Raw genomic sequence first — 14664 nt, 5'->3', positions numbered from 1 at the left:
GCGGCGACCCTGTCGCCCCGGGCGAGCAGCTGTTCGGTGAGGTGACGGCCGAAGCCGGAGGACGTACCGGTGATGAACCAAGTGCGGGTCATGGTGTTCCCTCTCGATGAGTAACTAACTGGTTATATTCATACACCGTGCCGGGCACCGTGTAAACACCTGGATGGTTATGTACGATGGGCGCATGCCACCCGATGCCACCGAGACCAAGCGGCGCCTGATGAAGGCGGCCGTCGACGAGTTCGCCGCCCACGGCCTGGCCGGCGCGCGGATCGACCGCATCGCCGAGGCCGCCAAGGCCAACAAGCGGTCGATCTACATGCACTTCGGGACCAAGGAAGAACTGTTCGACATGGTCGTCGCCGACAGCATGTCGCAGTTGGCGGCCGCCGTCGCGATCGACGCGGGCAACCTGTCCGACTACGCCGGCGCACTGTACGACCGCCTCGAACAGCGGCCCCACATCCGGCGGCTGTACCTGTGGGCGGGACTGGAACGCCAGCGGCCCATCGACGCCGAAGTCGCCGAGTACCGCAAGAACGTCACCGCGATCCGAGCCGCCCAGGAAGCGGGCCGCATCCGCGCGGACATACCGGCCCTGGACCTCATGGCCATGGTGATCGCCCTGGTGATCAGCTGGGACACCGCCTCCTGGTCGCTCAGGGCTCTGCGGGCGGAAAGCCCGCACACCTCCCCCGCCGACCGCCGGGCCGCTCTGACAGCCGCCGTCACCACCCTGGCCCAGCCGCCCTCACCCCCCGCCTGACGGCGATGCCCGCCGGCCAGGAGCGCGGCGGGCACCACCGCCCGCGTCCTGCGCCTGCGCCGGACAGAGGCCAGCCGCCGGACAGAGGCCCGCCGGCTCCGGACGGGCCCTCGGCGCCCGGTCCGCACCGGACGGGGCGCACCCGGCGCACCCTGCCGTCGCGTCGTGCGCACCGCGACAGGGGAAGCGCGTACCACAGCAACAGAGCGAACGGCGTTAGACCAAACGGCGTTGAGACAGCTCCTGGACGGCTGCCGAGACAGCTGCCGACGGCCGGCCCGCGGCCACCCGCCCGCGGCCGTCGGCCGGTGTCAGAGCGCACGCCTAGACTCTCGGCTCATGTCGTCCACCAACTCCCCCGCCCCCAGGGGCACTTCCGGCTCCGCCGCCACCCCGGAGCCCGCGCCCGACGCCGAGACACGCGTGCGCGAGCTGATCGCCGTCACCGACTCGGGGCAGGCGCTCACCCAGGCCGCCGAACTCGCCGCCGCGGCCGGCCTGCCGCACGAACTGCTGCTGCACCTGTGGCCGTCCGCCGCCGACCCGGACGGGTTCTGCGCCGCGCTGCTGGCCCCGGCGATGATCCGCGAGGGTGTCACCAGTCTGTTCCTGACCTCGGTGACGTCGCTGCGCGGCCTGCGCCACCTCACGATGCTGCGCAGTCTCACCGTCTTCCGCTGCAAGGAGATCACCGACATCACCGACCTGGCCGATCTGACCGGCCTGGTCGAACTCGACCTGAACGGCTGCGCCGGGGTCCACGACCTCACCCCGCTCAGCGGCCTGACCTCGCTGACCAGCCTCGAACTGCACCGCTGTCGCGCGGTCGAGGACACCAGACCGCTGCTGCCCCTGAGGAACCTGCGCCACCTGGACCTGAGCATGACCGGAGTGCGCAGCGCCGCCGGGTTCGGCGCGGCCTTCCCCCGGCTGGAGAAGCTCAGCCTCCAGGGCTGCCGTTCCTTCCGGGACGCCGGCCAGCTCGCCGGCCTCGGGGCGCTCACCGAGCTGAACCTCGGCTGGACCGGCGTCCGCGACCTGGACGGCCTCACCGGCGTCAGCGGCGTCCACACCCTCGACCTCGTCAGCTGCAAGCGACTGACCAGCCTCAAGGGCATCGACGCACTCCCCCTGCTGACCGAACTGCGGCTGGAGAAGTGCAGCCGGCTGGAGAGTCTCGACGGTCTCGGCGCCCATCCCGGCCTGGACCGCGTCCACGTGGAGGAGTGCCCCGCCCTGCGGGACCTGCGCGGCCTCGCCGCCCTGACCGACCTGAGCTCCCTGCGCCTGATCTCCTGCGAACAGCTGGCGTCCCTCGCCGGGCTGGAGGCACTGACCTCGCTGGTCGCCCTGGAGATCGAGGCGTGCCCCGCGGTGAGCGACCTCGCCCCGCTCGACGGGCTGCCCGAGCTGAACCTGCTCTACCTGCAGGAGGTCGACGGGCTCCGCGACCTGACCTCACTGGGCTCCCTGCCCGCCCTGGAGACCCTGTCGATCAGGTGGTGCCCCGCGCTGCGCGGTCTCGGCGGTCTCGGCGAGCTGCCCCGGCTGGCCGAGCTCCGCGTCGACAGCTGCCAGAACCTGTCGGAGCTCGGGCCGATCGGCCATCTGAGGGCCCTGCGCGAACTGTGGGTGGAGGACTGCCCCTCCCTCGCGGCAGTCGGCTCCCTCGGCACGCTGCCCGCCCTGAAGGAGATACGGCTCAACGGCTGCGCGGTCCTCGCCGACCTGTCCGGACTGGCCGGTTGCGGGGTCAGGAAGCTGAGCCTGTCGAACCTCCCGATCCTGACGGACCTCGACGCTCTCGCGGAACTGCCGCGGCTGCGCGAGCTGGCGGTGCACCATTGCCCCCGGGTCCGGACGGTCCCCGCCCAGCAGTGCAAGCACGTCCTGCTCTTCGAGCTGCCCTGGACGGACCTGTCCGGCCTGCGGGCCGGTCCCGCCCTGCGGACCATCCAGCTCTTCTCTGAGGTGCTGACGGACATCAGCGCGCTGACGGCCCTGCCGGGTCTGGCCGATGTCGACATCGACTTCTGCACCGCGCTGGAGGACTGGAGTCCGCTGCTGGACGTCCCAGCCCTCGACCGGTTCAAACCACCGCGCTACCAGACGTACGAGATAGAGAAGGACGGCGGCACCGACCCGGTACTGGACGCACTCGCCGCCCGGGGAATCACACGGTACGAGTAGGCCCCCACGAACTCAGCACTCCGAACCCCGGACCCCAGACCCCGGAGTTCGGGGTCCGGGGTTCGGGCCCCAGAACAGGCAAAGCACTCTCCGCACGGGCCGTCATCCTCCCGGTCTCATCCTGAACGGCCCCGTGCCCGCCAGGACGAAATCCTCGAAGTCCCTGACCAGTGCGGAGCGGCGGCTGTCCCCCATGGTGGCGGACACGGTGACGGGCGACGCTGCCTGAGCCGGCGAGGCGGACACGGATAGCGCTGCCTCCCATCGCGCGAAGGGTCTCCCCCCGACCGTGCTGCTCCGGCTGGAGAGTGAGGACGGCCGAATCTTCGTCTTCCGCCTTCGAAACCGACGACTGGGTCCGGCACCCGGTCACGCCCACCGAGGAAGGGTCTCGCGTGTGCGCCGACTCGTCACCCGGTCAGCGGCGACCCCGACCAGCCTCCACCGGAGAACGGGGCCAGATGATCGAGCCGACGTCTCCCTCGACGACTCCCGAAGTCACGAACAAACGGCTGCCGAGGGAACGGGCCCGGCCGTCGTCACCTCGCTCCTGGCCGCCGGCCTCGCGCATCGGCTCGACTTCGAGTGCGTAGCCGCCGGTCGTGACCTGGACACGGCTGGCCGTCTCGACCAGTTTCCGCAGTTCAGCGACGATCTCCGCATAGCGGTTCACGCTGAGGCTGCCGACCCTGTCGGCGGTCTCGATCTCTTCGGGCATGGCATTCACCCACGACCGCGGCCCGGGCACAGCCCCGCGGTCGTGGCGAGCCCCAGCACCATTTCTCGACCGAGAGTCAGACCGGAAGTACGACTGGATGGCCTTTTATGGCCGAACGGTGCGATCCCGCCAGGGAAGGGCTGGAAACAGTCGCGTCACGCGGGGGCTTCGTGGGGAGGTAGGAGCGGTCCCATTGCTTGGAGTAACCAGGGGGTCACATGGGGTGGAAAAGTTCGTTCGATGAGGCGATGGAGAGACTCGCCGGGACAGAAGGCCAACTGAAGGCGGCTCAGCAGAGGCTCGAGCGTCTCGACGATCCGACGGTCGGGCTGACCGCGCTGCATAGCGAACTGGTCCAGAACCGCCTGAAGATCCTAGAAAAGATCGAGGGGGGCATCACCGGGCTGCGCGAGGAGAACCGAGAGATCCGTCGGCGCCAGGACCGGATGATCAGCGACCTGAACGACACACGGGGCGAACTGCGGCAACTACTTGACCTCGTCGAGGTCCTGCGGTCCTCCGCTCCGCCCCGGACACCCGGCGAGAGCACGTCGGCACCTTCCGGGGAGACGGGGCAGCCGCCCGGCCCCGAAGCCGGCGATGGCCCGACCGACTCCGCCGACACCGAACACCAGGGGGGAACCATGGAGAACAGCGAGCACCAGCCACAACCCGAGGACGGCGCCCAGGAGCAGGACCCCGCGCTGAAGAACGCCATCGAGGCCGCCCGCCAGGGCACCGGCACACCCGCCGGCCGGCTCCCCGCGGCGCCGCCGCAGGCCTCCGCCGGCGCGGACGACCCACGCGTCGCCCACGGCGTCCTCCTGCTGAAAGCTGCCGGCGTGGCCTCCGTCGAACTCATCGCACACCGCGACACCTGGGAGTGGCTCGCCGCCCTGGCCGCCGGCCACAGCCACTTCCGCACCCCGCCCTCCGTCGAGGACCTCAAGGACGGACGAGAAGGCCGAGTCCAGACCGTCCTGTCCGGGCGCTCCCTCATCGCCCTGCTCATCGAGCTGTGGAACACCCGCTCCACCGCGGCTGCGCTGCAGAGCGAATGGGCCCTGGCCACCACGGCCTACCACCGCATCGAGGCCGAACTCACCGATCCCGCCGGGCAGGGACAGACCATCCGCGTCTTCCTGGACGACGGTTACCCGCCGGAGACCGGCGACTGACACGGCGGACGGCGGTCGCCCCGATGGGTCCGGGGCGGCCGCCGGGAGCGGGGCGGCCGCGTTTTTGCACCGAACGGCCCGGCCGACCGTACGCGGGGGCGGCCCTGGCGGTGATCACCGAGGGGCGGGCGTGCGACTGACGATCGACACCGAGAAGGACACCTACGACACCTACGACCAGGTCTGAGCGGTGGCTGTTCGACGTGTTCGCCGCGCTGGTGCCCGGGCACGCGAGGTGATCCGCCAGAGCGTCGTTCCCGGCGGCCGGGCCACCCACGCCTCGGTGCGGCAGGCCTCGCCCCGGTCATCCCGTGCTCGCAGTCCGGCGGCGCGCTGAGCGGCGTCTCGGCAGCGAAACGGCGCCCCGGCCCGGCCGGCGAGGCGGAAGTCCTCCGGCGTGCCGAGCGGACCCGTGTCCACAGCGTCGGCCAGGCACCGCTGGAGCCGCTCCGGAAGGCCCGCGTCCTCGCCGGCGCGCGCTTCGATCCGCTGCGCCGCGCTGAGCCCGGGTGGTACGAGCATGGCGGTCCCGCGGCATCACTCCGGGCTGGTCCGCGCCATGACCGGAGGCACGCGCCGGTCCCTCAAAACACCTTATAAAGACCAGGGTTGTTCGCATGACGTCGCTCCAGGGCCCCCGTCATGGATCTGGTACGCGCGTCCCGGGAACCGGCCGTGGACACGGCGCGGCTCCGTACGGGGCGCCCCATGTGCCAGGTGATCGAGTCCGCCCTGGCGGCGGGCGGCGCCGGCCACGTGAACATGCTCGCGATCGACGCCTTCGGGGACGCGGATGCCGGCAGCGGACATCACTGTGCTCCCTCCCGTTCCTTGAGTGCACGGGTACGTGCCCGTACCCGACACGCGCAAAAGGGACAGCAAGGCTCGAACCGAAAGACGACCGCTCCCGTGCCGACTGATGACGCGGGTGGGCGCCGGGTACCCACGGAGCCATGACAGAGGTGATGCAAGCAGGTCTGTGGGGGTTGGTGGCAGGTTCGGCGCTGCTCGTCGGGGCGGTGGCGGGGTTCGGGCTGCGGGTGCCGCAGAAGGTGATCGCGACGGTGATGGCCTTCGGGGCCGGGGTACTGCTGTCGGCGGTCAGCTTCGAGCTGGTCGCGGAGGCGTACGAGCAGGGAGGTCTGGTCCCGGCGGCGATCGGCGCGCTGGCGGGTGCCGCGGCCTACACCGCGGGCAACGTGTGGCTGGCCCGGCGCGGCGCCCGGCACCGCAAGCGCTCCGGCCACCACCAGCGCCAGGCGCAGCCCTCCGAGGAGCAGCAGAGCGGTTCGGGGCTCGCGCTGGCCTTCGGGGCGCTGCTCGACGGTGTTCCGGAGTCGGCGGTCATCGGGGTGAGCCTGCTCGACGGCGGAGCGGTGAGCCTGGTGACCGTGGCGGCGGTGTTCATCAGCAACGTCCCCGAGGGGCTGTCCAGCTCGGCGGGGATGAAGAAGGCCGGCCGCGGCAAAGCGTACGTCTTCGGGGTCTGGGGTGCCATCGCCGCGGCGAGCACCCTCTCCGCGGTCCTCGGCTACACCGTGGTCGGCGGCTTCTCCCCGGCGGTGATCGCCGCCGTGACCGCGGTCGCGGCCGGGGCCATCCTCGCGATGATCGCCGACACGATGATCCCCGAGGCGTTCCAGGACGCCCACCTGGCCATCGGCCTGGTCACCGTCGGCGGCTTCCTGGTCTCCTTCGCCCTCTCCCACACCTGACGAGGCCCTCGCAGCCGGCCCGGCCCGCTGCCGGAGGCGACGGGCTCGTCGGCCTGGCGGCCGGGCCCCGTGCCGACGGGCGAGATCGCCGGACACGGACGACGGGCGAGGCCGTCGGACACGGATGACGGGTACCGGCCTGTCGACGCCGGTGGCCGGCTCCGGGTCCGCCGGCAGGACTTCCGTGCGTGCCGGACGGACACCTCACCGAGGGCGCCGAGGAACATGCCCGCTGCCGGACGGGCCGGCCGGCTGCCGCGCGGTCCGCCCAGGAGAGGACGGAGGTCATCGTGTGGCGGGAGGCGTGGCCGACGGCAGCGGAGTGAGTCTGATGTCCTTGTCCTCGCTGCCGCTGGCGAGCCAGCGGGTGTCGGGACTGAAAGCGACCGCGAGGACGTGGTGGCCGTGGCGAACGCGCATGACCCGGTCGCCCCGCCCGGTGTCCCACACTGCCGCGGTGCGGCCCGTGCTCGCGGTGGTGAACCAGTGACCGTCGGGACTGAAGACGATCGCCCTCACCGCGACGCTGTGGCGGACCAGCGGGTTGTGACGGCCGCTGCGGAGGTCCCGGACGCGGGCGGTGCCGTCCTCGCCGGCGGTTGCCAGCCGCTTACCGCAGGGGCTGAAGGCGACCGCCTTCACCACGTGGTGGCGCCTCAGCCGGAGCTGGGCGTCGCCGTCGGCCGACCAGACCCGTACGGAGCGGTCCCCGGACGCACCGGCCAGGAGCTGCCCGTCCGGGCGGAAGGCGGCGTCGGACGCCACTTGGTCGTGGCCGATCCTCAGCAGCGGCTCTCCGTTCGACACATCCCAGACCCGCACCGTGCGGTCGGCCGAGGCGGTGGCCGGGCGACCGCCAGGACGGAGACGGTCGCCGTCCAGCGGTGAGCTCCGTCTCACCGGGCACCTCGCCCACGCTCACGGCCCGGACCGCCCGCCCGTGCGCGCACCGGTGCCGGCCCGGCGGTCGGAGGGCGTGCTGGGCGTCCCCTGGCGGCCCTTGGGCGAGAGGTGCTCTTCCGAGCTGGTGGGCACGCGGTGCAGCAGCCCGTCCTCCAGCTCGCCGTACTGGCCGGTCCGCTCCAGCGGCGGTGAGTAGGCGTGGATGGTGACCGTGGGGCCCGCCTGCGGCTCGCGGCGCATGCGGTGGATGAAGGTCTCGTCGAAGCAGAAGCCCTCGCCGGCCGGCACCCGGTCCCCCACCGGCCGTTGCCCGAGCCGCAGGTGTTCGTGCCGGACGGCGCCGCGGGCCACGTGCACGGCCCCCGCCGAGCGGTCGTGGTCGTGGTAGCCGGTGTCGTGCTCGTCCTGCGTCCACTCCAGGACCCAGACGCCCACGTGCTCGTCGAGGAAGAGTTCCGCGTAGCCGCGGTCGTCGACGGGGTGTTCCAGCAGGTCCGTCCACAGTTCCTCCGCGTCGGCGACGGCCGCGGCGAGTTCCTGGAGTTCCTGACCGCTGAGCGTGCGGCCGGGCAGGGGGTAGGGCAGTCGTGTGTTCATCGTCCATGCCTCCTGGCCCTTGGGCCGCCGCCGGTCGGGGGAGTTCCGTGCGGCCAGGCGGCGGCCGGTCGGGGCAGGGCCGTACCTGGCGGCCACCGGCCGCCCATGACGTCGAGGACACCGTGCGCGGCGGCGGTCGTCACCGCCGGCACGGAGACGGAACTCCTGCCCACGCTCGCTTCCCTTCCACAGGACCGCCCGGGTACCCCAGCGCGGACGTCCTCACCCGGACCTCTGGCGGTACAGGCCGGTCTCGCTCCGAGGGGGCGCTCACGCGCCCAGGGGCTCCGTGGTCCGGGTGGTGGTGTCGTAGGTGCGGGCCTCGGTGAAGGTGCCGTCCCAGGGGTGGGCGAGGGCGGCCGGAAGGAGGCCGTCGGCCCAGTTCGCGGAGGTGGACCGGGTCCGGCCCAGGGTGATGTGCGGTACCCATCGTCCTGGCGCGTGCAAGGGGTTCCCGTCCGCGTCGTCCCGCGAGCGGAGGATGTGCCACACGGTGCGGTGCAGGTCCAGCAGCGCGGGGCCGGGTACGACCCGCCAGGCCAGTGTCCTGGTCCGGCCGGTGAAACGGAGCGGACCGGCGAGGCGCAGGGGCAGGGGCAGGGCGGCCAGCGCGGCCACCAGGCGCTGCCGGGTGGGGTGCGGCAGCTCGTCGCAGGTGGCGACCGTCAGATGGGGGCGGTTGGTCGCGTGCCGGTGACTCGCCAGGCTGGGCAGTCCGCGGGAGGCGAGCTCCCGCCAGACCTCGCGCACCCGGGCGTCGGTGGCCGGGTCGGGCAGCAGCTCCACGGTGTGCACCGCAGCAGCGTAGGCCCGAAAGGCGGGGCGGGGCCGGCGCGGCGAGGGCGGGATCCGCCGAACGAGTGGCGCTGTCTCACGTTCGGTGGTGCCGATGAGTCACGACGGTGACGGACAGGGCATCGGCCAGGAATCCGGCCGTCACCCGCTGCCGCCCCCGCGCCGCTCGCGGTGTGGGTCACGGGGAGTCGACGGGCTCCGGGCGTCCCCGTACCGGGCCGGGCCGGGCGGCGGCCGTGGTCGTGCCGCGGGCCGCGGCGCGGGCGGGGCCGTCGGGGAGGGTGAAGGCAAAGACCGCGGTGACCGCGGCCAGCGCGGCCAGCGCCAGGTACGCCTGCTGGTAGGCGGTGACCGGCGGGTCCGCCACGGCGGCGGGCGGGGTGCCCAGGACGAGGACGGCGGTCACCGCGGCCGGGGCGAGGGCGCCGCCGGTCTGCCGGACGACGGTGTTCAGCGTGGTGGCGTGCGGCAGGTCCCGCGGGTCGATCGTGGCGAGGGAGGCCACCGTCGTCGGGATGAAGAAGCAGCCCATGCACAGGCCGAGCAGGAACATGTAGAGGCGGAACGTCCACAGGCTCGTGTCCGCGTCGCAGGTGGCGAACAGCAGCAGCACGGCGCTGACGCCGGCCGTGCCGCAGCCGACGATGAGACGCGGGCCGATGCGGGCGTACAGCACACCGACGACCTGGACGGTCAGCAACACGCCGAACGCCTCGGGGAAGGTGGCCGTGCCGGACTCCGACGCGCTGCGGCCCTGGGCCTGTTGCAGGAAGAGCGGCCCCAGGTACATGGCGCCGAGGATGGGCACCAGGCCGACCAGGTTGAGCAGGTTGGTGTCGCGGAAGAGGCGGTCGGCGAACAGCCGTATCCTCAGCAGGGGGACGCGGACGCGCAGTTCGTGGACGACCGCGGCGGCCAGCAGGACCGCGCCCGCGGCCAGGGAGACGACGACGGCGTCCGACGACCAGCCGCGGTTGGGGCCTTCGCAGACGCCGAACATCGCGGTGCCCAGGCCCGCCGCGCTCAGCAGCAGGCCGGGCAGGTCGAAGCGGCTCGGCCGGCCGTCGTGGTGCCCGGCCAGGAACAGCGCGCCGAACAGTACGGCCGGCAGGCCGACCGGCACGTTGACGTAGAACACCCACCGCCAGGACAGGTGGTCCACCAGCAGCCCGCCCAGGACCGGTGCGACGGCCGGGGCGATCTGCTGCGGGATGATCGTGTACCGGGAGACGCGTACCTGCTCGGAGGCGGTGAAGGTGCTGAACAGCAGCGCCGCCGAGGCGGGCAGCAGCAGTCCGGCGGACAGGCCCTGGACGGCGCGGTAGGCGACGAGCTGGCCGAGGCCGGCGGCCGCGCCGCACAGGGCCGACGACACGAGGAATGCGACGAGCGCGGTCAGCAGCACACGTTTGCCGCCGAACCGCTCGACCAGCCACGCGGAGGCGGGTATGGCCATCGCCAGGCAGACCGGGTAGACCACGACGACCCCGTCCAGGGCCGCCGCCGTCAGCTCGAACTGCCGGGCGATGGAGGGCAGCGCCACGGTGGTGATAGCGCCGTCGACGATCGCGATGAAGGTCACGCAGACGCAGACGACCGGGACGACGAGACGCTGGCTGAGGCGGAGGGACAGGGCAGACAGCACGGAGGAGTGACGTCGGCGCATGTGCTGAGCATACACACTATGTGTGGGTTCAGTACCCTGGACCCCTCGGTCACGAACGCGTGCCGGAGCGGAAGACAGGACGGCGGACATGGCGACGGTGCAGGGCAGCAGCGACATCCTGATCGACGAGTTGTACGAGACGACGTACCGGTTGCGGAACTTCGTGGAGACCCGGCTGCGGGAGAAGGGGGCGTCGGTGGCGCGGCTGCGCGCGCTGCGCATGCTGGACCGGGCCCAGGAGCCCCTGCGGATGCGGGATCTGAGCGAGATGGCGGGCATCGCGCCGCGCACCGCGACCAGCATCGTCGACAGTCTGGAACGTGACGGGCTGGTGGAGCGGGTCCGCCACCCCCGCGACCGTCGGGCCTTCCTGCTCCGGCTCACCGACGAGGGCGTGCGCTGTCACCGCGAGGCCGAGGAGGTCGACCGCTTGGCGCTCGCGGAGGCGACGGCCGCCCTGGACGCCGGTGAGCGCGAGCAGTTGCGCGGTCTGCTCGCGCAGATCAGGAAGCACACGGTCTGACGGCGGCGGACGACAGGGGACGGGGGGGCAGGGGACGGGGGGCAGGCGATGGGTGACGGCCGGGGTCCGGGCCGGTCAGGACGGTCAGGACGGTGATGACGGTTTGTCGGCCGGCTCCGCCGTCCCCGCGGACGACGGTTCGTCGGCCGGTTCCGGCGTCCTGGTGGTCCGCGCCGGGTGGCGGGCGCGGCGGACGGTGACGAAGGCGGCCAGGACGGCGCCGGTCGCCAGGACCAGCAGGCCGCGCAGCCAGACCGCGGCCTCGACCTGGGTGGCGAGCAGCACGCAGGACGCGGCGCCCAGCACCGGCAGTACGGTCGGGGCCCGGAAGTGGCCGGTGTCCCCCGGATCGCGGCGAAGCACGAGCACGGCGACGTTGACCATGAGGAAGACGACGAGGAGCAGCAGGACCAGGGTGGACGCGAGGGTGGCGACACTTCCGGTGAGGGCCAGTGCCGTCGCCAGCGCGGTGGTGACCGCGATCGCCACCCACGGCGTACGGCGGCCGGGCAGCACCTTGGTCAAGGCGGCGGGCAGCAGTCCGTCGCGGGCCATCCCGTAGGCGAGGCGGGAGGACATGATGCCGGTGAGCAGCGCGCCGTTGGCCACCGCGACCAGCGCGACGGCGCTGAAGAGGCGGGGCGGCACCCCTCCGGCCTCCTCGACGACCTCCAGCAGCGGCCCGCTCGACGCGGCGAGCCGGGCGGTCGGTACGGCGGCCGACGCCGCGAGGCCGACCAGGACGTACACGGCACCGGCGGTCGCCAGCGCGCCGAACAGGGCGCGCGGGTAGGAGCGCCGCGGGTCCCGGGTCTCCTCGGCGACGTTCACCGAGGTCTCGAACCCGACGAAGGAGTAGTACGCCAGTACCGAGCCGCTGAGCAGGGCCGCGGCGGCGCCCTTCTCGGGGGTGCCGAGCCGGGTGAGCCGGCCGGGGTCGCCGTCGCCGCGCAGCAGCAGCCAGGCGCCCAGCGCGACGATGACCAGCAGCCCGCCCACCTCGATCACCGTGGCGACGACGTTGGCGCGGGTCGACTCCCGTACGCCCCGGGTGTTGACCAGGGCGAGCAGGACGAGGAACAGCACCGCGACGAGGCCCACGGGCAGGGTCACGAACGCGGACAGGTAGTCGCCGCCGAAGCCCCGCGCCAGCGCGGCGACCGAGACGACGCCCGCGGCGAGCATGCAGAAGCCGGCCACGAATCCGGCGAAGGGGCCGAAGGCGCGGGCGGTGTAGTGGGCGGCGCCGCCCGCCCTGGGGTACTTGGTGGCCAGTTCCGCGTAGGACGCGGCGGTCAGCAGGGCGAGCAGCAGCGCGACGGCCAGCGGTGCCCACACCGCTCCCCCGGCGTCGGCGGCGATCTGGCCCACCAGGACGTAGACGCCGGCGCCGAGGACGTCGCCGAGGATGAAGAAGTAGAGCAGGGGGGTGGTCAGGGCGCGCTTGAGCGCCGGTCCCTCGGTGTCCGCCGACAGCGGTTTCGCGACTCTTGGCATGCCCCGACAAGTCCCCCGCCCTCCGCGCGTCACGCATCGGTGTTCGAGCCGGGGCAGGTCAGGCGCTTCCCCGCGGAGACAGCGACGTCGTGCGGATCACCATGGCGGCCAGGCGGGCAGAAGGCGCGCGCTCACCGGGCCCGAGGTGGTGGGCCGGGTCCGCGGGTTGGCCGGCGGCGCCCGCTCGGTGGTGTCGGCGTGCCTCGGAACGCGCCTGCCGGCCGCCGCCGGTCCGCTCGACGGCAAGCGCGCGAGCACGCACCGGCCGACCGCGCACCCGCCGACCGCGCCGCAGCTCGCCGCCGAGCATCCGGGGGCGGGGCCGATGCCGATCCGCTCCTCGTGCGGGACGGGGCGGTGCGGGCCGGCGCGGGCGTCAGCGTTGCCTGGGCCGGTTCCTCGCGCTGGTCGCCGGCGGCCCGCCATTCGTCCCGCCTCTCCGGACGAAGCTCACGCACGTCCCCCGGGCAGGCACCGGTCGTGTCCCGACGACACGGGTCAGGGTGTTCCTCCGGCGGCGTCCCGCGCGTCCCGGATCAGCTCCCGGAGGATGCCCGACTCCGCCCGTCCGGCCAGCACGAGCTCCAGTTCCTCCACCAGCGCGTCCGCCGACGGCAGGCCGTGTTCCCTGCCGATGAGCACCATGCGGCGGAGCGAGAGCTCACGTATCCGCGGGTCCTCGGCCGCGAAGAAGACCTTGCGGAAGAAGGTGACGCAGGTTTCCGCGTGGCCGAGCGGCATGCGGCCGCCGCAGAACCGGGTGAAGGCCGCGACGACGGAGCCGAACGCCGCCGCGGAGGCGGCCTGCATCGCCGACAGGGTGACCGCGGGCAGGAAGGGCACGACGGCGCTGCAGAGCATCTCGTCGCGGGCGTGTTCCTCAAGGAAGCGGACGAGGGCCGATGCGGCGTCCGTGTCGCCTTCCAGGAAACGAACGCCCAGGCGGCGGGCCTCCCGCTGCAGAGGGTCGTGGCCCGGGGCGTCCACCGACAGAAGCGACAGCTCCTGCTTGAACTCGGCCATGGACTGGTACCGGGCGGACGGATCGGCACTGACCGCCTTGTTGACGACGTACCGGTACTTGGCCGGGATGGCCTCCTGCCGCAGGCGGGGGAAGGGGAGGTTGCCCGTCAGGGAGTGGTAGAAGACGCGGCCGAGCGAGAACACGTCCGAGCGCGCGTCCACGCCCCGCCTGCCGTGGTACCGCTCGGGCGCCGAGTAGGCGATGGTGTCGAGTGACGTCGGCAGCAGCGCCTCGCGCCCGGTGCCCGGCGCGGTGCGGCCACCGTCGGATATGAAGTCGGTCAGGACCCACCGGCCGTCCGTCAGCAGGATGTTGCTCGGCTTGATGTTCCCTCCGTGGACGCCCTGGGCGTGGGCGAACTCCACGGCCTCGCACACGGACATCGCCATCCGGAAGGCGTCGGCCTCCGCCATCGCCCCCGCCTTCAGCAGCTCCCCGAGCGACACGTCCGCCACGGGCAGTACGACGGCGGGGGCACCGGGCTCCTCAAGGATGCCCAGGACCGGCAGCACACCTGGGTGGACGAGTCTCGACTGGGTCCGCATCACCTGGATGAACGTTTCTCCTGCTGATGGACGCAACCGGTAGACGTCCTTGGCGTCCTTGGCGGAGAAAATCTTCACGACCACGCACCGCGACGTGACGTCGTCCCGGCCGAGGAAGACCTCTCCCCTGGGCCCCGACCCCAGCCGGTACTCCGCACGAAACCTGGACCGCATACTTCTCCCCCTGTCGCCCCGTTCGCACCCTGTGACCGCTTCCCGCGGCACGTGATCTTGGCGAAAATCAAGTGATTCTCCCCGCCCGCATCCGTGTCATACAAGCGATCACAGTCGAATTACTTCGAAGGGGTGACAGCTGCTCACCGGCCCTCATGGCCCGTCCCCTCGGCACCGACTTCCGCGCCGCCGCGTCGAACCGTCCGGCACACCCGCGTCGTGGTGGCGAAGACCTCCGGTGCCGATCGGGGAACCACGGTGTCCCCGTCTCCTCTTCGCGTACCACCGGGCGGCGACTCCTCCGTCCTCCTCGTGGCGGACGGGTACACCACCCTGCTTCTCGGCCGCCCGGAGCGGCGGTGGACCGGCCCCG

The 14664-nt window shown here is 72.5% G+C and carries 12 protein-coding genes; 5 read left to right on the top strand and 7 right to left on the bottom strand.

The annotated features are described in order from the left end of the window. Nucleotides 1-184: 184 nt before the first annotated feature. Together ACY1JF_RS13345 and ACY1JF_RS13340 are read left to right on the top strand one after the other, a co-directional pair. Entirely contained in the window at nucleotides 185-766 is a 582-nt protein-coding gene (locus tag ACY1JF_RS13345; RefSeq protein ID WP_462705280.1) for a TetR family transcriptional regulator, read from the top strand. Nucleotides 767-1105: 339 nt separating this feature from the next. Beyond that, entirely contained in the window at nucleotides 1106-2956 is a 1851-nt protein-coding gene (locus tag ACY1JF_RS13340) for a leucine-rich repeat domain-containing protein (RefSeq protein WP_462705279.1), read from the top strand. A 418-nt stretch (nucleotides 2957-3374) separates the two neighbouring features. Here ACY1JF_RS13340 and ACY1JF_RS13335 read toward each other — a convergent pair whose 3' ends face one another. Further along, nucleotides 3375-3674, bottom strand: coding sequence for a hypothetical protein (locus tag ACY1JF_RS13335; RefSeq protein WP_462705278.1), 300 nt, complete (start codon nucleotides 3672-3674; stop codon nucleotides 3375-3377). 248 nt (nucleotides 3675-3922) lie between these two features. Between ACY1JF_RS13335 and ACY1JF_RS13330 the strand changes: the two genes are divergently transcribed. Both ACY1JF_RS13330 and ACY1JF_RS13325 read left to right on the top strand, forming a co-directional pair. Continuing rightward, entirely contained in the window at nucleotides 3923-4852 is a 930-nt protein-coding gene (locus ACY1JF_RS13330) for a hypothetical protein (protein WP_462705277.1), read from the top strand. 953 nt (nucleotides 4853-5805) lie between these two features. Continuing rightward, nucleotides 5806-6567, top strand: coding sequence for a ZIP family metal transporter (locus tag ACY1JF_RS13325; protein WP_462705276.1), 762 nt, complete (start codon nucleotides 5806-5808; stop codon nucleotides 6565-6567). 285 nt (nucleotides 6568-6852) lie between these two features. Here the strand turns inward: ACY1JF_RS13325 and ACY1JF_RS13320 are convergent, their stop codons facing one another. From ACY1JF_RS13320 to ACY1JF_RS13305, 4 genes are all read right to left on the bottom strand, one after another. Next, a complete protein-coding gene (locus ACY1JF_RS13320; protein ID WP_462705275.1) occupies nucleotides 6853-7467 on the bottom strand; it encodes a WD40 repeat domain-containing protein in 615 nt (204 codons plus the stop codon). 18 nt (nucleotides 7468-7485) lie between these two features. Continuing rightward, nucleotides 7486-8067 (bottom strand): cupin domain-containing protein, encoded by a 582-nt coding sequence (locus ACY1JF_RS13315; RefSeq protein ID WP_462705274.1) that lies wholly within the window; start codon nucleotides 8065-8067, stop codon nucleotides 7486-7488. 270 nt (nucleotides 8068-8337) lie between these two features. After that, entirely contained in the window at nucleotides 8338-8862 is a 525-nt protein-coding gene (locus tag ACY1JF_RS13310) for a 2'-5' RNA ligase family protein (RefSeq protein WP_462705273.1), read from the bottom strand. A gap of 178 nt (nucleotides 8863-9040) precedes the next feature. After that, nucleotides 9041-10444 carry a DHA2 family efflux MFS transporter permease subunit gene (locus ACY1JF_RS13305; protein WP_462705293.1) on the bottom strand — a complete coding sequence of 468 codons (1404 nt, stop codon included), beginning with the start codon at nucleotides 10442-10444 and terminating at the stop codon, nucleotides 9041-9043. 172 nt (nucleotides 10445-10616) lie between these two features. Here ACY1JF_RS13305 and ACY1JF_RS13300 point away from each other — a divergent pair, with 172 nt between their 5' ends. Beyond that, complete coding sequence (locus tag ACY1JF_RS13300; RefSeq protein WP_462705272.1) at nucleotides 10617-11051, top strand: MarR family winged helix-turn-helix transcriptional regulator; 435 nt, start codon at nucleotides 10617-10619, stop codon at nucleotides 11049-11051. An 84-nt stretch (nucleotides 11052-11135) separates the two neighbouring features. Here ACY1JF_RS13300 and ACY1JF_RS13295 read toward each other — a convergent pair whose 3' ends face one another. Then, nucleotides 11136-12548, bottom strand: a complete 1413-nt coding sequence (locus ACY1JF_RS13295) for an APC family permease (RefSeq protein ID WP_462705271.1) — start codon at nucleotides 12546-12548, stop codon at nucleotides 11136-11138. Between the two features lie 498 nt (nucleotides 12549-13046). Further along, nucleotides 13047-14291 (bottom strand): serine/threonine-protein kinase, encoded by a 1245-nt coding sequence (locus ACY1JF_RS13290; protein ID WP_462705270.1) that lies wholly within the window; start codon nucleotides 14289-14291, stop codon nucleotides 13047-13049. Between the last annotated feature and the right edge of the window lie 373 nt (nucleotides 14292-14664).

Source organism: Streptomyces sp. SYSU D01066-1, from assembly GCF_054956795.1.
The sequence above is the reverse complement of the archived record's forward strand: the minus strand, read 5'-3'. Positions and strand labels throughout refer to the sequence as shown.